The organism is Variovorax paradoxus (assembly GCF_024734665.1).
Lineage (GTDB): Bacteria > Pseudomonadota > Gammaproteobacteria > Burkholderiales > Burkholderiaceae_C > Variovorax.
Genome location: NZ_CP102931.1, coordinates 6,246,232 through 6,270,550, shown reverse-complemented (window position 1 = coordinate 6,270,550; position 24,319 = coordinate 6,246,232). Strand labels below are relative to the sequence as shown.

Sequence of the window (24,319 nt, the reverse complement as noted above, 5' to 3'; positions counted from 1 at the left end):
GTCAGCTTTGTCCTTCAACGGCGGGCGTGCCGAAGAAGACGCCGTACGGCGACAGCGTCAGCATGCGCTTTACATCCACGGTCTGCATGACGGCGGTGTGCTCAAGCGGCTGTCCGACGAGAGGCATCAGCCCGTCGGGCAACGGCATCGATACCGGCTCGCTCCCCAAGTTGAAGACCGCCTGTAGCGAGAGCTTTCCGTCGCGCCGCTCGAAGTGCAGCAGCGGCTCGGGCGCATCGATGAAGCGGATGCCACCGGTGCGCAGCAGCGGTTGCGTGCGCCGCCAGTGCAGCAGCGCGCGACTGAACGCCAGCATCGAGCCAGAGTCCGCGGCCTGCCGTTCGACGGCCAGCGGCAGGTGAGGGCCGTACACCGGCAGCCAGGGCGCGCCGGTGGTGAAGCCGCCGTTCGGCGCCTCGGCAGTCCACGGCATCGGCGTGCGGCAGCCGTCGCGGCCCTTGAACTCGGGCCAGAACGCACGACCGTATGGGTCTTGCAGCAGTTCGAACGGCACTTCGGCCTCGGGCAGGCCCAGTTCTTCGCCCTGGTAGATGCTGGCACTGCCGCGCAGCGCGAGCAGAAGGGTCAGCCAGAGCCGGTCGCGGCGCGTGTCGGGTGTGCCGCCGTCGCTCCAGCGCGTGGCGACGCGCGGCACGTCGTGGTTCGACATCGCCCAGCAGCCCCAGCCGCTCGTGGGTTCGAGCGCCTCGTCGAGCGCCTCGACCTGGTGGCGCAAGTGCTTTGGGCTGTGGTCGGCCGTCAGCAGGCTGAAGCTGTAGGCCTGGTGCAGACGCTTGCCGCGATCGGTGTACTGCGCCATGACGGGCGGCGCGTTCTCGTCGCCGACCTCGCCCAGCGCCACCGCGCCGTAGCCGTCGAGCAGCCGGCGCAGGCTTTCGAGGAACGCCAGGTTCTCGTGCTGGCTCTTGTCGTACAGATGCTGCTGCATCGCATAGGGGTTGTCGGCGCGCACCGTGCTGACTTCGCCGATCGACGCCAGCGAGGCCGGCGGGTTGTCGCGCAGCTGCGCGTCGTGAAACTGGTGATTGCAGGCGTCGAAGCGAAAGCCGTCCACGCCGCGCTCGCACCAGAAGCGCACCTCGCCCAGCAGGGCCCTTTGCACTTCGGGGCAATGGAAGTTGAGGTCGGGCTGCTCGGCCAGGAAGCTGTGCAGGTAGTACTGCCGCCGCCGCGAGTCCCACTGCCAGGCGGAGCCGCCAAACACCGACAGCCAGTTGGTGGGCGGCGTGCCATCGGGCTTGGGGTCGGCCCAGACGTACCAGTCGGCCTTGGGGTTGTCGCGGCTCGAACGGCTCTCGGCGAACCAGGCGTGCTGGTCGGACGTGTGCGACAGCACCTGGTCGATGACGAGCTTCAGGCCCAGTTCGTGCATCCGCGCCAGCATGGCGTCGAAGTTGGCCAGCGTGCCGAACATCGGGTCTACGGCGCGGTAGTCGGCCACGTCGTAGCCGAAGTCTTTCATCGGTGAACGGAAGAAAGGAGAAACCCAGATGGCATCGACGCCGAGGCTGGCCACGTGCTCGAGCCGGGACGTGATGCCCGGCAGGTCGCCGATGCCGTCGCTGTTGCTGTCCATGAAGCTGCGCGGGTAGATCTGGTAGATCACCGCACCGCGCCACCATTCGCTGCTGTCGGTATTGCTGCCCATGCCGGTCCCTGTGGTCTGAAATCATTGTGGCATGCGAAATTCGGGCCAGTGATACGCAGGTGCGGGGCGGCGGTGCATGGCGCGAAGACCCGTGAAGCTTTCTACACTGGACGCCGCTCCCGCTTTTCAAAATGACGACATCAGATTCCGCCTCTTCTTCCCTCGCCGCGCTCGAAGCGCGGCTCGCCCAGGACCTCGAATACCTCGGCTGGCCCGGGCGCAACTGGATGCCCGCGCGGCAGGCTGACGGTGAACCGATGCTCGACGTGGTCGTCATCGGCGGCGGGCAGGCCGGCTTGGCTGCCTCGGTCGCGCTGGCGCAATTGGGCATCCGCGCGGTGGTGTTCGACCGCTCGCCCGCGGGCAGCGAAGGCCCCTGGGCGACCACGGCGCGCATGGAGACGCTGCGTTCGCCCAAGGAGCTCACCGGTCCCGCGCTGGGCCTGCCGTCGCTCACCTTCCGGGCGTGGTTCGAGGCCCAGTTCGGGCTGGAGGCCTGGACGGCGATGGACAAGATCCCGCGCCTGCAGTGGATGGACTACCTGGTCTGGTACCGCCGCGTGATGGGCGTGGACGTGCGCAACGACACGGCCGTGACTGGCATCCACCCCCTGCCTGACGCGACCGGCGTGCGCCTGGACCTGCGCACGCCGCAAGGCGAACGCAGCGTGCTGGCGCGCCGCATCGTGCTCGCCACCGGGCGCGACGGCCTCGGCGGGCCGGCCATTCCCGCTTTCGTCAACGCGCTGCCGCGCTCGAAATGGGCGCATTCCTCCGACGAAATGGATTACGGCCAGCTCAAGGGCCTGCGCGTGGGCGTGGTCGGCGCGGGCTCCTCGGCCATGGACAGCGCGGGCACCGCACTGGAGGCCGGCGCGCGCAGTGTCGAACTGCTGATCCGCCGGCCCGATCTGCCGCGAGTCAACAAGGGCAAGGGCGCGGGCGTGCCGGGGCTCACACAGGGCCACTACGACCTGCCCGACGAGCTCAAATGGCGCATCCGCCACTACATCAACGTGGCGAATGTGCCGCCGCCGCACGGCAGCACGCTGCGGGTGTCGGGGCACGCCAATGCCTTCTTCAACTTCGGCTGCCCGATCCTGGCCATCGAGCCGAAGGGCGATTCGATGCGCGTGTCGACGCCGAAGGGCGACTTCGAATTCGACTTCCTCATCGTCTCGACCGGCTTCCAGGTCGACTGGCCCAACCGCCCCGAGTTCGACGGCATCGCCGCCCAGGTGCGCACCTGGAAAGACCGCTTCGTGCCCGCCCCCGGCGACGAAGACCAGGAACTGGCCGACTCGCCCGACCTCGGGCCGGTCTTCGAATTCCAGGAGCGCGTGCCGGGCGAATGCCCGGGGCTCGGGCGCATCCACTGCTTCTGCTACCCGGCGGCGCTGTCGCACGGCACGGTGTCGGGCGACATCCCGGCCATCAGCGATGGCGCCAAGCGGCTGGCCAGCGGCATCGCCAGCCTGTTCTACCGCGAAGACTTCGACCACCACTACGCCAACCTCGAGGCCTACGCCGAGCCGGAACTCTTCGGCGACGAATGGACGCCCGCGCTGCCGCCTCAGGAAAGAAACTGAACCATGACAACCAGCACTCTCACTTTCGATGTGATCGATGCCGCCGTCCCGCTGGCACCGGACCACCCCGCCTGGGCGCTGCGCCGCCAGCGCGACAAGGTCGTCGCCGCGACGCAGGGCAGCTACGACGCGATGTTTTCCCCGGCCGTCGAAGGCCTGTCAGTGAGCGAGCGGCTGCTGGTGGCGCTGCATGCCTGCTGCGTGTCGAAGGCGGACAGCCTGGCCGCGCACTACCGCGACCGGCTGGTGGCCGAAGGCGCAGACGGCGCCGTGATTGCGGCGGTGGATGCCGGCAAGCCCGTGGCCGATGCGCGCCTGCAGGCCGTGCTGGCCTTCACCGGCAAGCTGATCGAACGCCCCATCGAGGGCGACAGGGCGGCCGTGCAGTCGCTGGCCGACAGCGGCCTGTCGACGCCTGCCATCGTGGCAATGAGCCAGCTGATCGCTTTCCTGTCGTACCAGATCCGCGTTGCCGCGGGCCTTAAGGCGCTGGCAGCGGTGGAGGTGGCGGCATGACGGCCCCGATCCGCATCAAGGGTTTTACCAACGAAGTGCTGAAGTGGAAGCCGTGGCTCGACACGGTGAACGTCGACACCGCCACGCCGGCGCAACTGGCGGCGTTGGACGAGATGAGCCCGCAGGCGCGCACCTCGCCGTACTTTCTGGTGCTGGCGCATCAGCCCGAGATACTGCTGCAGCGCTCGATTGCCTTCAACGCGATCATGTTCGCGCCGGGTGGCATGCCGCGCGCCGAGCGCGAGCTGGGCGCCACGGTGGAGTCGCGCGTCAACGGCTGCGTGTACTGTGCCTCGGTGCATGCCCAGCGCTTCGAGCAACTGGCCAAGCGCAACGACGTGATCTCTCAGGTGTTCGAGGAGCCGATGGGCGCGGGCACTACGGCGCGCGAGAAGGCCATCGTCGAGTTTTCGATTCGTCTCGGCGTGGAACCCGACAAGATTTCGGCCGACGACGTGCGCGGGTTGAAGGAGGTCGGGCTGACCGAGCTGGAAATCCTCGACCTGATCCACTCGGTTGCCATCTTCGCCTGGGCCAACCGGCTGATGCTCAACCTCGGGGAGCCGGTGTTCCCCGAGGCCGCAGCGTCATAGGCGCGCGAGCAGCCCGGCGACAGTTTCGTTCGCCAGGCCCAGCGGTTCGAGCAGGTCGTTTTCGCGGCGGAAGTCGACGCCGTTGACCAGCGAGGCCGCATCCACGATGGTGTGCGTCGCGGGCGTCGGCACGCCGGCGATGGCGCCCAGCGCCTCGACGAAGGCCAGGCCGTAGGGCATGTCTTCGGTCACGTAGCGGGTGTCGGTTTGCGTGGGACCGGGCGGGCCGCCGCGCTTGGCGTGCAGCTCGGCGGCAATGTCTTCGAGCTTTTCCGACGTGGTGCCGAAGGAGCGCGCGAAGTGCGCCTCGATGGGGCCGAGCTCGATGCCGAAGGCTGCGGCCACGGCGCGGCGTTCCTGGTCAAGCGCCTCGATCGCGCGCGACACGCCGGGCGTCATGCAGTGGTACTGCGGCCAGTTCTCGGCGCGCTCGATGCGGGTCCAGTTGAAGACCGCGAGCGGGCCGTGGGACTGCGGGTTGACGTTGGCCAGGGCGCTGGCGAGGGCGCTGCCCTGCGCGGAGAAGCCGTCGCCGAAGAGGTCGGTGCACAGCGCGACGGCCTGGGCCGTCTCGAAGGCGGGCAGGGCGGAAACGCCGACGGCCTTGCGCCGCGTCATCACCCTGACCTGCGTGCCCGATTCGCGGCGCGCGGTCAGCACGGTCGTGCCGAAGCTGGCGACGGTGATCTGCCGGCCGGCGCGGCGGGCCGCTTCATGGAGATAGAGCGACGACAGCGAGGCCATCGAACTGACGATCACGGTCTGGCCATCGCGCAGGCAGGGCAGCAGCGCATCCATCACGCATTTGTGGCCGTTGACCGGCAGGGCGAGCAGCAGCACGTCCGAGGCTGCGCACAGCCCGGCCGCGTCGTCGGCGACTTCGACGGTCACTGAAAACGACTGGATGCCGCTGGCCTCCAACGCCTGCGTGCGCAAGGCTTCTGCGCCCTGGCCGCCCGGCGACCACACGGTGACGCCGTGGCCCGCCTGTCGCAGCCAAGCCGCGCTGGCCAGCGCGATCGCCCCAGCGCCAGCGATGCCGACGTGGTACTTCTTGCCCGAAACCTCAGTCAACCTTGATCCCGCCCTGCTTGATCACCTTCGCCCAACGCTGGCTGTCTTCCGTCACGACCTTGCCCAAGGCAGCCGGGCCGCCACAGGTATTCACCGCGCCCAACTGGGCGAAGCGCTGCTTCGTCTCCGGCAGGTTGCACACCTCGACCAGCGCCGCCGACAGCTTCTCGACGCTCGCCGCGGGCATGCGCGCGGGCGCCATCACGCCGACCCAGACCGGCACTTCCATCCCCGGCAGGCCCGTGGCTTCGCCGATGGTCGGGGCCGAGCCCATGCTGGGAAGGGAAACCCGAGAGAAGGTGCCGAGCACGCGCGCCTTGCCGCTGGCGACCATGGGTTCGATCGAGGCCACGCTGGTGACGATGGCGGCCACCTGCCCGCCCAGCAGGTCCGTCATGGCGGGCGCGGCGCCCCGGTAGGGCACGTGCAGCAGGTTCGTGCCGCTCGCCTGCGCCAGCAGTGCCCCGGTCAGGTGCGACACGGTGCCGTTGCCGGTCGAGGCATAGGTCACCTGGCCCGGCCTGGCCTTGGCGTCGCGCAGCACGTCGGCCACCGTCTTGTAGGGGCTCTCGGTGCGCACGGACAGCGTCATCGGCGTGTCGGCCACCAGGGCCACCGGCACCAGCTCGTGCACCGGGTCGTAGGGGAGCTTGGGCTGCAGGTGGGGCGCGATCGTGATCGCGCCGCCGGTGGCCAGCAGTACCGTGGCACCGTCGGTTGCCTTGGCCACCGCGTCGGCTGCCACGATGCCGCCCGCGCCGGCCTTGTTGTCGATGATGACGGGCTGGCCCAGCTTGTCGGTGAGCTTGGCGCCCAGGTAGCGCGCGATCACGTCCTGCGCGCCGCCGGTGGCAAAGGGCACGACGATGCGCAGGGGCTTGTCGTTCTGCTGGGCCCACAGAGGCGTGGCGGCGAGGCCGGCGGCGGCCGCGAGGCCCAGGGCGAGGTGTTTCAGGCGCAGTTTCATGGTGTTCCAGGCGGTGCGAAAAACCTGTCGGACGGCAGGCGTTACCCGCGCAACACGCAGGTTACGTGCCCCGAGTCTAGAGTCTGCCGGCCAGGGCTTTCGCCCGGGCGCGATAATCCCGCGTTCCCGGCCGCTCCGAGCCGGGCTCTTGCCGAACCGCCATGAATCCCAGCTACAAACCCAGCGACGTCGAGTCCGCTGCCCAGGCGCAATGGAGCGCCGCCGACGCCTACCGCGTCACCGAGGACACGAGCCGCAAGAAGTACTACGCCTGCTCGATGCTGCCGTACCCCAGCGGCAAGCTGCACATGGGCCACGTGCGCAACTACACGATCAACGACATGCTCACGCGCCACCTGCGCATGAGCGGCTACAACGTGCTGATGCCCATGGGCTGGGACGCCTTCGGCCTGCCGGCCGAGAACGCGGCGCTGAAGAACGGCGTGCCGCCGGCCAAGTGGACCTACGAGAACATCGCCTACATGAAGGGCCAGCTCCAGGCCATGGGCCTGGCCATCGACTGGAGCCGAGAGATCGCCACCTGCGATCCGAGCTACTACAAGTGGAACCAGTGGCTGTTCCTGAAGATGCTCGAAAAGGGCATTGCCTACCGCAAGACCCAGGTCGTCAACTGGGACCCGGTCGACCAGACCGTGCTGGCCAACGAGCAGGTGATCGACGGCAAGGGCTGGCGCACCGGCGCCACGGTCGAGCGCCGCGAGATCCCGGGCTACTACCTGAAGATCAGCGACTACGCCGAGGAACTGCTCGAACACACCCAGCACAAGCTGCCGGGCTGGCCCGAGCGCGTCAAGCTGATGCAGGAAAACTGGATCGGCAAGAGCGAGGGCCTGCGCTTCGCCTTCACGCATGACATCAAGGGCGCGAGCGGCAAGCTGATCCAGGACGGCCGCATGTACGTGTTCACCACGCGAGCCGACACCATCATGGGCGTGACCTTCTGCGCCGTGGCGCCCGAGCATCCGCTGGCCGCGCATGCCGCCACGCTCGACCCCAAGGTCGCGGCCTTCATCGAGGAGTGCAAGAGCGGCGGCACCACCGAGGCCGAACTCGCCACGCAAGAGAAGAAGGGCGTGCCCACGGGCCTGACCGTCAAGCACCCGATCACGGAGGAGCAGGTGCCGGTGTGGGTCGGCAACTACGTGCTGATCGGCTACGGCGACGGCGCCGTGATGGGCGTGCCCGCGCACGACGAGCGCGATTTCGCCTTCGCCAACAAGTACGGCATCGAGATCATCCAGGTGGTGCTGGTCGACGACGAGCCGCACTTCGACTATCACAAGTGGCAGGACTGGTACGCGGACAAGCAGCGCGGCGTGACGATCAACTCCGACAACTTCAGCGGCATGTCGTACAAGGAGGCCGTGGCCGCCGTGGCGCATGCGCTGGGCCAGAAGGACCTGGGCGAACTGCAGACCACCTGGCGCCTGCGCGATTGGGGCGTGAGCCGCCAGCGCTACTGGGGCACGCCGATCCCGATCATCCATTGCGACGAACACGGCGCGGTGCCGGTGCCCGAAAAAGACCTGCCCGTGGTGCTGCCCACCGACTGCGTGCCGGACGGTTCGGGCAACCCGCTGAACAAGCACGAAGGCTTCCACGCTGGCGTGGTCTGCCCCGTCTGCGGCAAGCCCGCGCGGCGCGAAACCGACACGATGGACACCTTCGTCGATTCGTCGTGGTACTTCATGCGCTACTGCGATCCGAAGAACGACGAAGCCATGGTGGCCGGCGGCGCCGACTACTGGATGCCGATGGACCAGTACATCGGCGGCATCGAACACGCCATTCTTCACCTGCTGTACGCGCGCTTCTGGACCAAGGTGATGCGCGACCTTGGCCTGGTGAAGGCCGACGAGCCCTTCAGCAAGCTGCTGACGCAGGGCATGGTGCTCAACCACATCTTCTACAAGCGCAATGAAAAGGGCGGCAAGGACTACTTCCCGCCGACTGAAGTCACGACGGTGCTCGACGCGCAGGGCCGCATCATCGGCGGCACCACCGCCGACGGCACGAAGGTCGAGTACGGCGGCGTCGGCAAGATGGGCAAGAGTGAACGCAACGGCGTCGACCCGCAGGACCTGATCGAGAAATACGGCGCCGACACCGCGCGCCTGTACACCATGTTCACCGCGCCGCCCGAAGCCACGCTCGAGTGGAACGACGCGGCCGTCGAAGGCAGCTACCGCTTCCTGCGCCGGGTGTGGAACTTCGGTGCCGCGCAGGCGGAACAGCCTGTGACCCTGGGAGGGCCGCCGACGTACGGCAAGAATGCTCAGGCGCTGCGCCGCGAGGTGCACACCGTGCTGCGCCAAATCGACTACGACTACCAGCGCATGCAATACAACACGGTGGTGTCGGGCACGATGAAGCTGCTCAACGCGCTCGAGGGCTTTAAATCCGAGGGCACCCCGGGCGACTTGGCCGCCGTGAACGAAGGCTTCGGCATCCTGCTGCGCTGTCTTTACCCAGCCACGCCGCACATCGCCCAGCAGCTGTGGAACGAACTCGGCTACGACAAGGGCCTGGGCGGCCTGCTCGATGCGCCCTGGCCCGCGATCGACGTCGCAGCGCTGGTGCAGGACGAGATCGAACTCATGCTGCAGGTCAACGGCAAGCTGCGCGGCAAGCTCAGCGTGCCGGCCGGCGCATCGAAGGACGAGATCGAGAAGCTCGCGCTCGCCTGCGACGATTTCGTCAACTTCGCCGAAGGCGCGCCGCCCAAGCGCGTGATCGTGGTTCCCGGCCGTCTGGTCAACGTGGTCCTTTGAACGACTCAAGCATGAACACTCGCAATGTCTCGCTGCCGCGCCGCGGCTTTCTTCTTGGACTGACGGCGGCGGGCGCTTCGCTCGGCCTGGCCGGTTGCGGTTTCGAGCTGCGCAAGGCGCCTGTCTTCGCGTTCAAGACGCTGCAGGTGTCGGGCAACTCGGCCATGATCAACCAGATCCGGCGCGAGCTGCGGGCAACCGGCACGGTGACGGTGGTAACGCCTGACACGACCACCGCCGGTGGTTCGTCCCCGGCGCCGGCCGCCGACGTGGTGCTGGAGATCCTGAGCGAGGACCGCAACCGCATCGTGATCTCGACCAATTCGGCCGGCCTGGTGCGCGAGCTGCAGCTTCAGCTGAAGGTGCGCTTCCGCCTGCGCACGCCGGGTGGCAAAGACCTGCTGCCGGCCACCGACGTCTCGCAGACGCGCGACCTGAGCTTCAACGAAACCAACGCGCTGGCCAAGGAAGGCGAAGCCGACCTGCTGTTCCGCGACATGCAGTCGGACATCGCGCAGCAGCTGATGCGCCGCCTGGCGGCCGTCAAGGAACTCTGAGCCCGCGCGCTCCGGTCATTCCATTTCCATGCAACTTGCCAGCGCCCAGCTCGGGGCCCACCTGCAGAAGGGCCTGAAGCCGCTCTACACGATCCACGGCGACGAGCCGCTGCTCGCGCAGGAGGCGGCCGACGCCATCCGCACCGCCGCGCGCGCGCAGGGCTATACCGAGCGCAGCTCTTACACCGTGGCCGGCGCGCACTTCGACTGGAGCGCGGTGCTCGCGGCCGGGGGCTCGCTCTCGCTGTTCGCCGATAAGCAGATCGTCGAGATCCGCATTCCTTCGGGCAAGCCCGGCAAGGACGGCAGCGCGGCGTTGCAGCAGATGGCCGAGTCCGCGCCCGGCAACGACGGCACGCTCACGCTGGTGATGTTGCCGCGGCTGGACAAGGCCACGCGCACCGGCGCCTGGTTCTCGGCGCTGGAGAACAACGGCGCGAGCATCCAGGTCGACCCGATCGAGCGCAGCGCGCTGCCGCAATGGATCGCGCAGCGCCTGGGTCAGCAGGGCCAGCGCGTGATGCCCGGCGACGAAGGCCAGCGCACGCTGCAGTTCTTTGCCGATCGCGTGGAGGGAAACCTGCTCGCTGCGCACCAGGAAATCCAGAAGCTCGCACTGCTGCATCCGGCCGGCGAGCTGAGCTGGGAGCAGGTCGAAGGCGCGGTCAACAACGTGGCGCGCTACGACGTGTTCAAGCTCTCCGAAGCCGTGCTGGCCGGCAATCCGCAGCGTGTGGCACGCATGCTCGACGGCCTGCAGGCCGAAGGCGAGGCCGAAGTGCTTGTGCACTACACGATTGCCGAAGACATCCGCGCGCTCAAGCGCGTGAAGGACGCCATGGCCTCGGGCCGCCCGCTGCCGATGGCGCTGCGCGAGAACCGTATCTGGGGCCCGCGCGAGCGCGCCTTCGAGCGCGTGCTGCCGCGGCTGGACGACCGCATGCTGACCCGGCTGCTGCGCGCGGCGCATGTGGTGGACGGCATCGTGAAGGGGCTGAAACAGCCCGACTGGCCCGCCAGCGGCTGGCAAGCCCTGCAGCGGCTGGCGCTGATGCTGTGCCGCGCATGCAGCAGCGCGGCGGCCGCTCCTCGGCGCGCCTGATCCGCTTGGGCGCGATGGCTCGAGCCATCAAAAGGCCCATGTAAGCCGGGTCACAGGTCGGCGTGGGAAAATGAACACATGAATGCGTTCAACGTCAGCGAGCACATGCAGACACTGGGTCTGCAAGCCAAAGCCGCTGCATTCCTCATGGCCCGTGCGGATGCAGCTACCAAAAACATAGCATTGAAGGCGCTGGCCCAGCGCCTGCGCGAAGCCGGCCCGGTGCTGGCCGTCGCCAATCAGAAAGACCTGGAGCGCGCCACCGCTGCCGGTCTCTCGGCGCCGATGGTCGACCGCCTCAAGCTCACGCCCAAGGTCATCGAGACCGTGGCCCTGGGTTGCGAGCAGCTCGCCGGCATGGCCGACGTGATCGGTGAAATCATCGGCATGAAGCAGCAGCCCAGCGGCATTCGCGTGGGCCAGATGCGCGTGCCGATCGGCGTGTTCGGCATGATCTACGAGAGCCGGCCCAACGTGACCATCGAGGCGGCGAGCCTGGCCATCAAGAGCGGCAACGCGGCCATCCTGCGCGGCGGCTCGGAAGCCATCGAGTCGAACAAGGCGCTGGCGCTGCTGGTGTCGGAAGCACTGGCCGAAGCCGGCCTGCCTGTCGAGGCGGTGCAGCTGGTGCAGACCACCGACCGCGAGGCCGTCGGCCAGCTGATCGCCATGCCCGAGTTCGTCGACGTGATCATTCCGCGCGGCGGCAAGGGGCTGATCGAGCGCATCAGCCGTGACGCCAAGGTGCCGGTCATCAAGCACCTGGACGGCAACTGCCACGTCTACGTGGACGACACGGCCGAGTTCGACATGGCGCTGCGCATCGTCGACAACGCCAAGACCCAGAAGTACAGCCCGTGCAACGCCGCCGAAGGCCTGCTGGTGTCGGCTTCCGTGGCCGACGACTTCCTGCCCGAGATCGCCGCCATCTTCGCGGCCAAGGGCGTGGAAATGCGCTGCGACCCGGCTGCTGCTGCCATCCTGCGCGCCGACGAGGCGCTCGATCCGAAGGCCCGGGTGGTCGATGCGGTCGAGTCCGACTGGTCCGAGGAATACCTGGCCGCCGTCATCAGCATCAAGGTGGTGGCCGGCGTGGACGAGGCCATTGCGCACATCAACCGCTATTCGAGCCATCACACCGACGCCATCGTTACGCGCGACCATGTGCACGCACAGCGCTTCCTGCGCGAGGTCGATTCGGCCAGCGTGATGGTCAATGCGAGCACGCGCTTCGCAGATGGCTTCGAGTTCGGGCTGGGCGCCGAAATCGGCATCAGCACCGACAAGTTCCACGCCCGCGGTCCGGTGGGCATCGAAGGACTGACCTCGCTCAAGTACGTGGTGCTCGGGCAGGGCGAAGTCCGGACCTGATCCGATGCGCCCGCGTGCGGTCTTGTCATTGGGGCGGCCATCCCCAAATCCTACAATTCCGCTCCACCTTTAAGCACAAAACCAACAAGGCCGCCGCATGGTTCCGCATCTCGTCACCGCCCTGACCGGCCCGATCAACGAACTGGAGCAGCGGGTGCTCGACTCGATGCCCGCCATCGAGCGCTGGTTCCGGCTCGAGTGGATGGAGCACACGCCGCCGTTCTACAGCGCCGTCGACATCCGCAACGCCGGCTTCAAGCTGGCCCCGGTCGACACGAATCTGTTTCCGGGCGGCTGGAACAATCTCACGAAGGAGATGCTGCCACTGGCGGTGCAGGCCGCGCAGGCGGCCATCGAAAAGATCTGTCCGGAAGCGCGCAACCTGCTCGTCATTCCGGAAAATCACTCCAAAAATACCTTTTATCTCGCCAACGTCGCGCAACTTGTGCGCATCTTTCATATGGCGGGGCTCAATGTGCGCATCGGGTCGATCGACCCGGCCATCAAGTCGCCCAAGAAGATCGAACTGCCGAACGGCGAGACCGTGACGCTCGAACCGGTGGTGCGCAGCAAGCGCCGCCTGGGCCTGAAGAACTTCGATCCCTGCACAATTCTGCTCAACAACGAGCTTTCTGCGGGAACGCCCGGCATCCTCGAAGACCTGCACGAGCAGTATCTGCTGCCGCCACTGCATGCAGGCTGGTCGGTGCGACGCAAGAGCAACCACCTGCACAGCTACGAGGAACTGTCCAAGCGCCTCGGCAAGCTGCTGGGCATCGACCCGTGGCTCATCAACCCGATCTATGCGCGCGCCGAAGGCGTGGACGTGGCCGAAGGCCGCGGCATCGACGTGCTGACCAGCCATGTGGACGCGGTGCTGACCAAGGTGCGCCGCAAGTACAAGGAATACGGCATCAACGAAAAGCCGTTCGTGGTCGTCAAGGGCGGCCACAGCGGCAGCGGCAGCCCGGGCGTGGTGACGGTGCGCGATGCCAAGGATGTCGAGGCGTTGATCGGCAAGCCGCGCGGCACCGCCAGCAGCGCCCCGGCCGCCAAGACCGGCGCCAGCCGCGAGCTGCGCGAACCCACCGAGCTGATCGTCCAGGAAGGCGTGCTCACCAACGAGCGCGTGCACAACGGCGTGGCCGAGCCGGTGGTCTACATGATGGATCGCTACGTGGTCGGCGGTTTTTACCGTGTGCATGCCGAGCGCGCCGCCGACGAGAACCTGAAGCTGCCGGGCGCGAGCTTCGTGCCGCTGGCTTTTTCTGAAAGTGCGCACTTGCCACAGCCAGGCGCCAAGCCTGGCGCCAGTGCACCCAACCGCTTCTACATGTACGGCGTGGTCGGCCGGCTGGCCATGGTGGCCGCCAGCTACGAGATGGAAGCGACCGATCCGGACGCCGAAATCTACGAATGATTGCCAGGGGCGGCTTGTGGCGGCTTGCGCCGACCACAGGCAACGGCAAAATAGCGGCCCCACAGCAACGGAAACAAAAGGGCGGGAGGGTGACGCAGGTGGACTAAAGTTCACACTTGCCTCACCCCGGCGTGTCTGACGCGTCGATTCCAGCAGCCTGCCCTTTTCCCATCGACTTCGTGTCAGCCCCCAAAAATATCTCAGCCGGCCTCATCGTCGGCGCCATCGGCGTCGTCTATGGCGACATCGGCACCAGCGTGCTGTATGCCGTCAAGGAAGTGTTCGGCCACGGCCACGTGCCGTTCACCATCGAGAACGTCTACGGCATCCTCTCGATGTTCTTCTGGACGCTCACCGTCATCGTCTCCATCAAGTACGTCGTGCTCGTGCTGCGCGCCGACAACGAAGGCGAGGGCGGCCTCGTCGCCATGCTGGCGCTGGCCTCCCGCGCGGTGGCCGACAAGCCCAGGCTGCGCCACCTGCTGCTGGTGGTCGGCATCTTCGGCACTTCGCTCTTCTATGGCGACGGGGTCATCACCCCGGCCATCTCGGTGCTCTCTGCGGTCGAGGGCCTGGAAGTGGTGTCGCCGCACTTCACGCACTACGTGATTCCGCTCACGCTGGTCGTGCTGTTCTGCCTCTTCGTGGTGCAAAAGCGCGGCACGGCGGGCATCGGCAAGTTCTTCGGGCCGGTCACGCTGGTGTGGTTCCTGGCGATTGCCGTGCTCGGCGTGTCGCAGATCCTGCATCACCCCGAGATCCTGAAGGCGCTGAATCCGTTCTATGCGCTGAAGTTCATGTGGGACAACCCGGGCACCAGCTTCATCCTGCTGGGCGCCACCGTGCTGTGCGTGACCGGCGCCGAGGCGCTGTACGCCGACCTGGGCCACTTCGGCAAGAGCCCGATCCGCATCGCGTGGTTCTCGGTCGTGATGCCGGCGCTGACGCTCAACTACTTCGGCCAGGGCGCGCTGCTGCTGGAGAACCCCGAGGCGGTGAAGAACCCGTTCTTCATGATGGCGCCCGAATGGGCGCTCATTCCGCTGGTGCTGCTGGCCACGGCGGCCACGGTGATCGCGTCGCAGGCCCTGATCACGGGCGCCTTCAGCGTCACGCGCCAGGTCATCCAGCTGGGCTACCTGCCGCGCCTGAACATCGAGCACACCAGCGTGCGCACCGCGGGCCAGATCTACATTCCGCTGGTCAACTGGGGCCTGTTCGTGGCCATCGTGCTGGCGGTGGTCATGTTCCGCTCGTCGAGCAGCCTGGCCGCGGCCTACGGCATTGCCGTGACCACCGACATGCTGATCACCACGGTGCTGACCTTCTTCGTGATCCGCTACGCGTGGAAGCTGCCGCTGGCGCTGTGCATCGCGTCGACCGCAGTCTTCTTCGTGGTCGACTTCCTGTTCTTCGCATCGAACCTGCTCAAGCTGTTCGAGGGCGGCTGGTTCCCGCTGCTGATCGGCGGCTTCGTCTTCACGCTGATGATGACGTGGAAGGAAGGCCGCCGCCTGATGGGCGAGGCGCAGCATGCCGACGCGATCGACCTGAAGTCCTTTCTCGGCTCGGTGTTCGTGAGCCCGCCGGCGCGTGTCGACGGCACGGCGGTGTTCCTCACGGCCGAACCGGGCACCGTGCCCAATGCGTTGCTGCACAACCTGAAGCACAACAAGGTGCTGCACGAGCAGAACATGTTCGTCACCGTGCGCAACCACGAGGTGCCGTGGATTCCGATGGACAAGCGCATCGAGATCGAGGCGCTCGGCCACCACTGCTGGCAGATCATCGTGCACTACGGCTTCAAGAACGACATCGACCTGCCGCGCGCACTCGAAAACGCGCGCATGCGCGGCTGCCAGCTGGAACCGATGACGACCAGCTACTTCCTGTCGCGCGACGTCGTGATCCCGACGCTTGGCAGCGGCATGGCACCGTGGCGCGAGAAGCTGTTCGCGCAGATGCACCACAACGCGAGCGGGGCGGCTGCGTTCCTTGGGCTGCCGAACAACGCGGTGGTGGAGCTGGGCTCCAAGATCGAAATTTGAGGCGCTGGGCAGGGCGCCTCAGTCGAATTCCCCCGGCCGTTCCTTCGCGAGCCCTTCCACGTGCGAGGCGATCGCGCCCGGCGTGGTGAACCAGATCTCGCCCCGGTCGCGCGCCTGCGCCAGGTGTGCGAGCGCGGTGCGCAGGTGCCGCAGCCGGTAGGGCTGGCCCACGATGTACGGATGCAGCGCCAAGCCCATCACCAGCGGCTGCGTGCGCGACTGTTCGAGCATCTCCTCGAAGTTGTCGATCACCATCGCGCTGAAGTCCTTCGCGTCCATCAGGCGGCCGATGATCATCGGGATGTCGTTGAGCTCCTGCGGATACGGCACCGACCACAGCGAGCTACCGCCGCGTGTGCGCATGCGCAGCGGCTGGTCGTCGTGGCACCAGTTGAGCGTGTAGCTGTAGCCGGTCTCGGCCAGCAGGTCGGGCGTGACGGTGCTTTCCGAAATCCATGGCGAGAGCCAGCCGGCAGGCGCTTGCCCGCTCTCGCGCAACATGCGTTCGCGGCAGCGCTGCAGCAGCGCGCGCTCGTGCACCTCGTCGAGCACGCCCTGGCGTTCGGCGTTGCTGTGCCCGTGGCCGATCAGTTCGTCGCCGCGCGCCACCAGCGCCTGGACCAGCTCGGGGCAGTGGTCGTACAGCGCGGTGTTGACGAGCGCGCTGGTGGGCAGTGCAAGCGCGTCGAACAGCTCAAGACAGCGCCACGCGCCGACGCGGTTGCCGTACTCGCGCCAGCCGTGGTTGAGCACGTCGGGCTGCGGCGAGGCCGGGCCGATGCATGCGCCCAGCCCGTCGCCAAAGGCAAAGTGCTCGACGTTGAAGCCGATGTACACCGCCAGTCGCGCGCCGTTCGGCCACACGTAGTCGGGCCGCCGCGTGATGGGCCGGTAGTCGAAGCGGTCGTGCGTGGGAAGCCGGTCGGGCCAGCGTGTCGTCATGCCGATGGCCTCACAGCACGGCGAGGCCGGCGCGCACCAGCAGCCATTCGGCGCTGTCGTTCCACACGTCCATCTGCACGATCAGGCCGTGGCGCACCACGTAGCGGTCGACATAGCGATTGCCTTCGAAGGCCGTGCCGTCGGGCCATGCGCCGTAGAGCGTGCCGAGGCTGTAGACCACCGTTTCTTCAGGCGTGCCGCCGGCCACCGTTTCGGTGCGCTCGATCTTCTTCTTGACCCATGCATAGCGCTTCGCATTGAAGGCCGAGGTGTCGCCGGGCGCCTGCATCGGGCGGTTGCCGGTGAAGCGGATGCGGATGTCGGGTGCGGTGAAGCGGGAGGCCGACTGCGGGTCGGGGATCATCACCAGGCGAAGGAACTCGTCGACCACGGCGGCGGGGTCGAGCGCGGGGTTGCTTTGCTGCGAAACGGATGCGTCCACGGGGTTCTCCAATCTTGCTGGGCCATGGCGGTGCACGGCGGGGTGTCGCGACTGCGTTCGTGCAATTCCCGTGCCTGATGGTTGACATTATGGAATTCAGATTGTTGACCATCTGGTGCTGTCGGCCTCCCGGCACAATCGCCCGATGCGATTCCTCAAGCCCGGCCGGACGCATGAAGAAAAGGCCCCGGCCGGCAAGGACATCGCCGCTTCCGGCAACATCGCGCCCGATATCCCGGTGGCAGCCGCCGCTCCCGGCACCGCAAGAAAGAACGCCTGATGAAAAACATCCTCTTCGTCGCCGATCCGCTCGATCACTTCAAGATCTACAAGGACACGACCTTCTCGATGATGCGCGAGGCCCAGCGCCGCGGCCACCGCATCGCGGCCTGCCTGCCGCAGGACATTCAGTGGAAGTCGGGCGGCGTGGTCACGGCCACGGTGCAACAGATCACGCTGACCGGCGACCCGAAAGATTGGTACAGCGTCGACATCACCGAGGCCAAGGCGCTGAAGGACTTCGACGCCGTGTTGATGCGCAAGGACCCACCCTTCGACGCCGAATACATCTACGCCACGCACCTGCTGGAGCAGGCCGAGCGCGAGGGCGCGCAGGTGGTGAACAAGCCGCGCGCGCTGCGCGACCACCCCGAGAAGCTCGCGATCATGGAGTTTCCGCAGTTCACCACGCCCACGCTGGTAACGCGCAGCTCGCAGGCCGTGCGCGACTTCCACGCCGAGCACGGCGACATCATCCTGAAGCCGCTCGACGGCATGGGCGGCATGGGCATCTTCCGCGTGCGGCAAGACGCGCTGAACCTCGGCTCCATCGTCGAGACGCTCAACAAGGACGGCGCCGAGACGATCATGGTGCAGCGCTTCGTGCCCGAGATCGTGCAGGGCGACAAGCGCATCCTGATCATCGCGGGCGAGCCGGCGCCCTTCGTGCTGGCGCGCATTCCCCAGGGCACCGAAGTGCGCGGCAACCTGGCGGCGGGTGGCAAGGGCGTGGCGCAGCCGCTGACCGCGCGCAACCGCGAGATCGCCGAGACCGTGGGCCGTGCGCTCGCGCCGCGCGGGCTGCTGCTGATCGGGCTCGACGTGATCGGCGACTCGGTGACCGAGATCAACGTGACCAGCCCGACCTGCTTTCAGGAAATCACCGAACAGACCGGCTTCGACGTGCCGGCGATGTTCATCGATGCGCTGGAAGAGACCCTGCGCAAGCAGGGCCGCTGACGCAGCAGCAGGTCAGAAGTCGATGGTGCCGCTCACCGCGAAGGTGCGCGGTGCACCCAGCACCAGGTAGTTGCTGCCCTGCGTGCCACCCACCGAGGCCCAGTACGACTTGTTGAACAAGTTGTCGATGCGCGCACGCAGCGTGAGCGCACGACCGTTGCCGAGGTCGACCAGGTAGCGCGCGCCGATGTCGAAGCGCGTCCACGACGGTATCGACTGCGTGTTGGTGGCGTTGGCGTACTGCTTCGAGGTGTACAGCACGCGTGCGTTCAGCGACAGGTTGCGCACGCCGGGCACGTCCCATTCGGCGCCGAGATTGGCCTGCTGCTTGGCCACGCCGATGGCGGTGAGGCCATCGGTCGCGCCGCCTTGCGTGTTCTTCTGCTTCGCGTCGAGCAGCGTCAGGCCACCGAGCAGGCGCAGGCCCTTGGTGGGCTGGCCGAACACCGAGAACTCGAGGCCCTGGTTGCGTTGCTTGCCGTACAGGCCGTAGGTCTGGCCCGAGTAGTAGTAGGTGGGCTGGTCGGTGGTGAAGAACGCGGCGCTGGCGCCGAGCGTGCCGCCGTCGTACTTGACGCCGACTTCCTTCTGCTTGGCCTGGTAGGGCGCGAAGATTTCGCCAGCGTTGGTGACGGGGCGGTTGTTCACGGTGGTGCCCGCGACGTTGCCCTTGACGAGGCCTTCGATGTAGTTGGCGTAGGCCGACACGGTCGGCGTGATCTTGAACACGACGCCGGCCACCGGCGTGGTCTTGCTCTTGTCGTAGGTGCTCGTCTGCTTGAGCGTGGTGTAGGCGAAGCTGGTTTGCTCGATAGTCTGGCGGCGCGCGCCGAGCGTGACGAGCAGGCGGTCGTCCATGAAGGACATGGTGTCGGCGATGGCCACGCTCGAGGTGTCGATCTTGTCGGTCAGGCGCGGGTCTTCCAGCGTGTTGCCGGTGAAGGCGTTGGCGACCGGGTATGCCGTTGCGTACGGTGCGTAGATGTTGTTGCGGATGGTGCCGCGCGAGATCGTGTACGCGTTGTCGCGGTCGTTGCTGTACTTGGCGACCGAGGCCACCACAGTGTGCTTCACCGGGCCGGTCGCGAAGTTGCCGCGCACGCCGAGTTCAGCGGTGCCGATGCGGTCCTTGCGGGTGTTGCTGAAGCGCGTGTTGCTGGTGTTGCCGAACGAGTCGGTGAGCGTGGGGTTCGACAGCACGTTGTCTTCGTCGCTGCGGCGCACGCCGCCGGCGGCCCAGGCCGTGATGTTGTCGGTGATGTCGACTTCGCCGCGGAAGGTGGCGAACTTGTCCTTTTCCTTCGAGTAGGTCCAGGGCTGGGCGAAGTTGGTGCGGGCGTCGGGTGCGCGGGGAATCGGCAGCGTCGAAGAGGGCGTCAGGCTCGGGCGGCCGTCCTTCAGGTCGTAGTCTTGGTAACCGAAGTCGGCCGACAGGCGCACATTGCGGTTGTGCCAGTCGAGGCCCACGCCGAAGGCGCTGAGCTGCTGGCTTTCGTTCTTCACGCCGGTGCCTCCCTCGCGGCGCACGGCATTCACGCGAATGCCCAGGCTGTCGTCGGGACCGAAGCGGCGCGCCAGGTCGAGGTTGACGAAGCCCTGGCCGCCGGTCTGCACGCCGAAGCCGACACGGGTGAGCGGCTCGTTGGGCGCGCGCTTGGGCAGCAGGTTGATCGCGCCGCCGATGCCGCTGCCGCCGGGCGCGGCGCCGTTCAGGAAGGTGTTGGCGCCGCGGAATACTTCCACGCGCTCGAAGAATTCAGAAGCGATGTACTGGCGCGGCAGCATGCCGTAGAGGCCGTTGTACGAGACGTCGTCCGAGTAGACGGGGAAGCCGCGCACCACGTACAGCTCCTGGAAGTTGCCGAAGCCGCGCGCCTGGCGCACCGACGGATCGTTCAGCAGCACGTCGGCCACGCTCTTGGCCTGCTGATCCTGGATCAATTCGTTGGTGTAGTTGGTGCTGGAGAACGGCGTGCTCATCATGTCCTGGTTGCCCAGGATGCCGACCCGCCCGCCGCGCGCCACCTGGCCGCCCGCATAGGGCTTGGTCAGGCCTTCGGCCGATGCATCGGCGCTGGCTTCCACGGTCACCGTGGAGAGCGTGCCGCTGGCCGATGCCGCAGCCGGCTCGGCAGTGGTGGTTTGGGCAATGGCGGCCACGGTGTTGAGCGCGAGCAGCGACGCGACCACGGTCGGCCGGAGGAAGAAACGGGGAGCGGGCATGGACGATCCAGATAAGATGCAAATGAGAACGGTTATTGTTCACTCGATTGCATCCACCTGTTGATACTTTCTTGCAATGTTGCAAAAAAGTGTCAGTCGAAAGGCCTCACTCCTGAATCAGAACCCGGATCGCTGCCCGTCCACGAACACATGCAGCTCGCCCGGCGCGAAGGGCGTCCAGGTCTCGTTGGTGGTCAGCGGCGCGGTGACGACCACAGCCACGCGGTCGTTGGGCGTGGTGTGCTGCGCGAAGTCGATTTCCACATCTTCGTCCGACAGCTGCGCGGTCACGAAGGGGTGGCGGCGCTCCACGTACCAGAGGTTGGTCGAGGCATGCGCCCACAGCGCCTGCCCGTTGGACAGCATGAAGTTGAAGGTGCCGTGGCTCGCGAGCTGCGGCGCCAGTTCGCGCAGCGTGAGCGTCAGCTCTTCGATGCTCGGCACGCCCGCATGCGACTTGGCCAGCTCCTGCATGATCCAGCAGAAGGCGTGTTCGCTGTCGGTGTTGCCCACCGGATGAAAGTTGCCGTGCAGGCGCGGACGGAATTCCTTCAGATCGCCGTTGTGCGCGAACACCCAGTAGCGCCCCCACAGCTCGCGCACGAAGGGGTGGCAGTTCTGCAGATTGACCTCGCCCTGCGTTGCCTTGCGGATGTGCGCAACAACGTTGCGGCTCTGTATGGGGTAGCGCCGGATCAGCTCAGCCACCGGCGATTCGCTCGCCGGCTGGTGGTCGACGAAGTGGCGCAGCCCGCGGTCCTCGAAGAACGCGATGCCCCAGCCGTCGGCGTGGTGGTCGGTGCGGCCGCCGCGTTGCGCGAACCCCGTGAAGCTGAAGGTCACGTCGGTCGGCGTGTTGCAGTTCATCCCTAGCAATTGGCACATGGCTGCGATTAGACCGCGATTCCCCGCCCGCTTTGCCCGCCGCTCCGCTTACCCGAGCGTCAAACCGCCGCTAGCGGATGAATTTGCCTTCCTTCGTGACGCGCACCATCTCGATGAAGCGCGAACCCGTGTTGCTGGTGCCGGTGAAATCGATCTCCATGCCGCCGATGCGCAGCTTCATCGCCTTCAGCGTGGCATGCAGCTTTGCGCGCGTCAGTTCGCGGCCGGTGCGGCGCAGGCCCTCGAGCATCACGAGCGCATTCACATAGCCTTCGTAGGCCAGGTAGCCCATGTCCACCTTGGCGCGTTCGGTCAGCTGGCGGAACTCGCGCGCGGTGGCGTCGACCTCGCTCCAGGGGTAGGGCACGATCTGCGAGATGGCCAGCCCGCTGGTCTTGTCGCCCACCAGCTTGGCCGTGACGTCGCCCGGCACGATCGACATGCCGTAGTACATCTGGCGCCCGCCCGCGGCCCAGGCGGCCTTCATCACTTCGCCGCCGATGCCGCCGCCCAGGTACATGATCACGGCCTGCGCCTTGCTGTCGGCCAGTGCCTTGCCCGCCGCCTCGTTGGTCGTGCCGTCGCCCTTGACCGCCACCGCGGCCTCCGGTGTCAGTTTCAGCGTGGCCAGCGCGGCTTCGACCAGCTTGGCGACTTCCGCGCCGCCCGGGTTGTCGAGGTAGGCCACGGCGATGCGCGAGACGCCGATGGTCGTCAGGTGCTGCACCAGCGCCTGGGCTTCGCGCGCGAAGGTGGCGCGCACGAAATAGCCGGCGCCGCCGACCTTCTCGCGGGCCGAGTCCGACACCGCATAGCCGCCCACCGTTGGCGCGCCGCTCTGGTTCAGCACCTTGGCCCCTGCGGCGGTGGTGGCCGAGCCGACACAGCCGAAGAAGGCGAAGACGCGATGCTCAGCCAGCAGCTTCTCGTAGTTGGCAACTGCCTTCTCGGGCTTCAGCTCGTCGTCGAGCGACACCAGCCTGATCTTGCGGCCCGACAGCCCACCCTGCGCATTGACTGCATCGAAGGCCAGTCCGGCCCCGGCCATCACGACCTTGACCGGCACGCCCAGCGGACCGCTCAGGATGCCGGTGTGGCCGAGGACGATTTCACCGTCGGTGACGCCGTTCTCGGCGGCTTGGGCCGGGACGGAGAAATGGCCGAGTCCGGCCGCCGCCGCTGCCGAGGCGGCAATGAAATTTCTGCGATGCATGGGACCATTTCGCTATTGATACAACTGATAACAATTGGATGCGAAACCGTCATGCTCCACCGCCCGGGTTTACCCCGTGTTGCGCGCCGGCCCTTGGCGCAACTGCCAGGCCGCACAAACCGCCAGCGCGCAGAGCCCGGCCAGCATCGCGAACACTTCGTCGAACGCCGCCAGCCGCGCCGGGCTGCTCATCGGATTGGCCAGTGAATCGCCGTGCGCCGCCAGCCGCCACTCGAGCACGATGGCGCATAGGCTCACGCCGGCCGCGCCGCCCAGCATGCGCACGAAGTTGATGGCGCTCGCGCCCTGCGGGATCAGCGGCTTGGCCAGCGGCCGCATCGAGCCCAGGTTGAGCGAGGGCAGGATGAAGCCCAGCCCGATGCGCCCGATGATCGCGAAGGCCACCAGCAGCCACAGCGCGCTGTCGAGCCGCAGCACCATCATCAGCGCGAACGAGGCCGCCAGCAGCACGAGGCCGATGGTCACCAGCACCCAGGTCGGATGCTTGTCGGCCAGCCGGCCCACGCCGGCGATGGTCAGTGCCAGCACGATGCCCGCCGGCAGCAGGATGGTGCCCACGTGCGATGCAGAGAGATGCAGCCCCACCTGCATGTACACCGGCAGCAGGTAGGTCGAGCCGAACAGCGCCGTGCCGTAGATGAAGGCGACCACGCTGCCCATCGCGAACTGCCGGTACTGGAAGAGCGCCAGGTTCATCAGCGGCGTGCCGCCCGAGGCCGCGAGCCGTCGCTGCCACCACACGAACACGCCGAACGCCACCAGCGCACCGGCCAGCAGCAGGCCCGCCTGCAGCGGTGAATCGCCGCGCAGCGCGACCAGCCCGTTCAGCAGGCACAGCGTGCCGACCGTGCCCAGCGCCAGCCCGCGCGCGTCGAGCCCGCTGCCGCGCACCGCGGCCACGCCGCCGGGTGCGGTCTTGGGCACGAACTTGTAGGCCAGCCAGAGCGAGGCCAGGCAGAACGGCACCACCATGAAGAAGATCGAGCGCCAGCCGAACAGGTCGACCAGCACCCCGCCGATGCTCGGCCCGATGGCCGGCGCCAGCACCACGCCCATGCCGAAGATGCCGCTCGCGCGCCCCTGCTCGTGCGGCTCGAAGGCGCGCAGGATGATGATGGCCGGAATGGGCTGCACAACCCCCGCCGCAAGCCCTTCGGCCACGCGCGCGAACAGCACCAGCGAGAAATCGTTGGCCACGCCACCCACAATGCCGCCCGCGAGCAGCAGCAGCATCGTGCCCACGTACGTGCGCCGGTAGCCGTAGCGCGACAGCAGCCACGGCGTGGTGAGCATCGACACCGTCATCGCCACCATGAAGCCCGAGCTCACCCACTGCGCGCGCTCCTGGCCGAGCGAGAAGTGATGGCTCATGCCCGGGATCGCGACGTTGACGATGGTCGAGGACATGATCGACGCCATCGTGCCCACCATCACCGACAGCAGCAGGTACCAGCGGTAGCGTTCGCCATAGCGCTCGCGCAGCGAGCCGATGGAAGGCGGGGCCGGCGCGATCGCGGCTTCGGGAGTCTGTGGGGAGGTCATGGGGCGGCGGAATGTCTCGGGGTCCGTCGTCCTACAAGCATATCGGTCTTTGCACGGCCGGGGCTGCGCGAGGCAGCCGCACAATGCATCCGCTGTCCCCTCCGCGTCAAGAAA

General features: G+C 67.2%; 20 protein-coding genes. 11 read left to right on the top strand and 9 right to left on the bottom strand.

Translation table 11 applies throughout. The annotated features are described in order from the left end of the window. Position 1: 1 nt before the first annotated feature. On the bottom strand, positions 2-1,669 hold the full coding sequence (locus NWF24_RS29375) for an alpha-glucosidase (protein WP_258351602.1): 1,668 nt from the start codon (positions 1,667-1,669) through the stop codon (positions 2-4). Positions 1,670-1,800: 131 nt separating this feature from the next. Between NWF24_RS29375 and NWF24_RS29370 the strand changes: the two genes are divergently transcribed. The 3 genes from NWF24_RS29370 to NWF24_RS29360 are packed head-to-tail and all read left to right on the top strand — an operon-like array spanning position 1,801 to position 4,367. Further along, positions 1,801-3,258: an NAD(P)-binding domain-containing protein gene (locus tag NWF24_RS29370; RefSeq protein ID WP_258351601.1), complete on the top strand. Its 1,458-nt coding sequence runs from the start codon at positions 1,801-1,803 to the stop codon at positions 3,256-3,258. A gap of 3 nt (positions 3,259-3,261) precedes the next feature. Next, on the top strand, positions 3,262-3,774 hold the full coding sequence (locus NWF24_RS29365; protein ID WP_258351600.1) for a CMD domain-containing protein: 513 nt from the start codon (positions 3,262-3,264) through the stop codon (positions 3,772-3,774). Beyond that, on the top strand, positions 3,771-4,367 hold the full coding sequence (locus NWF24_RS29360; RefSeq protein ID WP_258351599.1) for a peroxidase-related enzyme: 597 nt from the start codon (positions 3,771-3,773) through the stop codon (positions 4,365-4,367). The genes NWF24_RS29365 and NWF24_RS29360 overlap by 4 nt, the downstream gene beginning before the upstream one ends. Here NWF24_RS29360 and NWF24_RS29355 read toward each other — a convergent pair. Together NWF24_RS29355 and NWF24_RS29350 are read right to left on the bottom strand one after the other, a co-directional pair. Further along, positions 4,362-5,441: an NAD/NADP octopine/nopaline dehydrogenase family protein gene (locus NWF24_RS29355; RefSeq protein ID WP_258351598.1), complete on the bottom strand. Its 1,080-nt coding sequence runs from the start codon at positions 5,439-5,441 to the stop codon at positions 4,362-4,364. The two genes, NWF24_RS29360 and NWF24_RS29355, sit on opposite strands and share 6 nt — an antisense overlap. Beyond that, positions 5,434-6,408: a Bug family tripartite tricarboxylate transporter substrate binding protein gene (locus NWF24_RS29350; RefSeq protein WP_258351597.1), complete on the bottom strand. Its 975-nt coding sequence runs from the start codon at positions 6,406-6,408 to the stop codon at positions 5,434-5,436. Before NWF24_RS29350 ends, NWF24_RS29355 begins: the two co-directional genes overlap by 8 nt. A 161-nt stretch (positions 6,409-6,569) precedes the next feature. Between NWF24_RS29350 and leuS the strand changes: the two genes are divergently transcribed. From leuS to NWF24_RS29320, 6 genes are all read left to right on the top strand, one after another. Further along, positions 6,570-9,200 carry a leucine--tRNA ligase gene (leuS, locus tag NWF24_RS29345; RefSeq protein WP_258351596.1) on the top strand — a complete coding sequence of 877 codons (2,631 nt, stop codon included), beginning with the start codon at positions 6,570-6,572 and terminating at the stop codon, positions 9,198-9,200. An 11-nt stretch (positions 9,201-9,211) separates the two neighbouring features. Beyond that, positions 9,212-9,757: an LPS-assembly lipoprotein LptE gene (locus NWF24_RS29340; protein WP_258351595.1), complete on the top strand. Its 546-nt coding sequence runs from the start codon at positions 9,212-9,214 to the stop codon at positions 9,755-9,757. A 28-nt stretch (positions 9,758-9,785) separates the two neighbouring features. Then, positions 9,786-10,859 (top strand): DNA polymerase III subunit delta, encoded by a 1,074-nt coding sequence (holA, locus tag NWF24_RS29335; RefSeq protein ID WP_258351594.1) that lies wholly within the window; start codon positions 9,786-9,788, stop codon positions 10,857-10,859. 78 nt (positions 10,860-10,937) lie between these two features. Beyond that, the gene (locus tag NWF24_RS29330) at positions 10,938-12,230 is read left to right on the top strand and encodes a glutamate-5-semialdehyde dehydrogenase (RefSeq protein WP_258351593.1); all 1,293 of its coding nucleotides are present in this window, start codon (positions 10,938-10,940) and stop codon (positions 12,228-12,230) included. Positions 12,231-12,327: 97 nt separating this feature from the next. Further along, a complete protein-coding gene (gene gshA / locus NWF24_RS29325) occupies positions 12,328-13,650 on the top strand; it encodes a glutamate--cysteine ligase (RefSeq protein WP_258351592.1) in 1,323 nt (440 codons plus the stop codon). A 179-nt stretch (positions 13,651-13,829) separates the two neighbouring features. Beyond that, entirely contained in the window at positions 13,830-15,698 is a 1,869-nt protein-coding gene (locus NWF24_RS29320; protein ID WP_258351591.1) for a potassium transporter Kup, read from the top strand. A gap of 18 nt (positions 15,699-15,716) precedes the next feature. On the opposite strand, the gene NWF24_RS29315 is transcribed toward NWF24_RS29320, so the two are convergent. Both NWF24_RS29315 and NWF24_RS29310 read right to left on the bottom strand, forming a co-directional pair. After that, positions 15,717-16,640: a polysaccharide deacetylase family protein gene (locus tag NWF24_RS29315; RefSeq protein ID WP_258351590.1), complete on the bottom strand. Its 924-nt coding sequence runs from the start codon at positions 16,638-16,640 to the stop codon at positions 15,717-15,719. A gap of 10 nt (positions 16,641-16,650) precedes the next feature. Further along, a complete protein-coding gene (locus NWF24_RS29310; RefSeq protein ID WP_093175659.1) occupies positions 16,651-17,082 on the bottom strand; it encodes a hypothetical protein in 432 nt (143 codons plus the stop codon). Positions 17,083-17,227: 145 nt separating this feature from the next. On the opposite strand from NWF24_RS29310, the gene NWF24_RS29305 reads away from it, so the two are divergent. Together NWF24_RS29305 and gshB are read left to right on the top strand one after the other, a co-directional pair. Then, entirely contained in the window at positions 17,228-17,362 is a 135-nt protein-coding gene (locus NWF24_RS29305) for a hypothetical protein (RefSeq protein WP_258351589.1), read from the top strand. Beyond that, a complete protein-coding gene (gene gshB, locus NWF24_RS29300) occupies positions 17,362-18,321 on the top strand; it encodes a glutathione synthase (RefSeq protein ID WP_093076974.1) in 960 nt (319 codons plus the stop codon). Before NWF24_RS29305 ends, gshB begins: the two co-directional genes overlap by 1 nt. Before the next feature lie 12 nt (positions 18,322-18,333). Here gshB and NWF24_RS29295 read toward each other — a convergent pair whose 3' ends face one another. The 4 genes from NWF24_RS29295 to NWF24_RS29280 form a co-directional block, all read right to left on the bottom strand. Beyond that, a complete protein-coding gene (locus NWF24_RS29295; protein WP_258351588.1) occupies positions 18,334-20,544 on the bottom strand; it encodes a TonB-dependent receptor in 2,211 nt (736 codons plus the stop codon). Between the two features lie 117 nt (positions 20,545-20,661). Continuing rightward, a complete protein-coding gene (locus tag NWF24_RS29290) occupies positions 20,662-21,429 on the bottom strand; it encodes a class II glutamine amidotransferase (RefSeq protein WP_093054034.1) in 768 nt (255 codons plus the stop codon). A 70-nt stretch (positions 21,430-21,499) separates the two neighbouring features. Further along, positions 21,500-22,642, bottom strand: coding sequence for an ABC transporter substrate-binding protein (locus NWF24_RS29285; protein WP_258351587.1), 1,143 nt, complete (start codon positions 22,640-22,642; stop codon positions 21,500-21,502). A 69-nt stretch (positions 22,643-22,711) separates the two neighbouring features. Further along, complete coding sequence (locus NWF24_RS29280) at positions 22,712-24,205, bottom strand: DHA2 family efflux MFS transporter permease subunit (protein WP_258351586.1); 1,494 nt, start codon at positions 24,203-24,205, stop codon at positions 22,712-22,714. Positions 24,206-24,319: the final 114 nt, after the last annotated feature.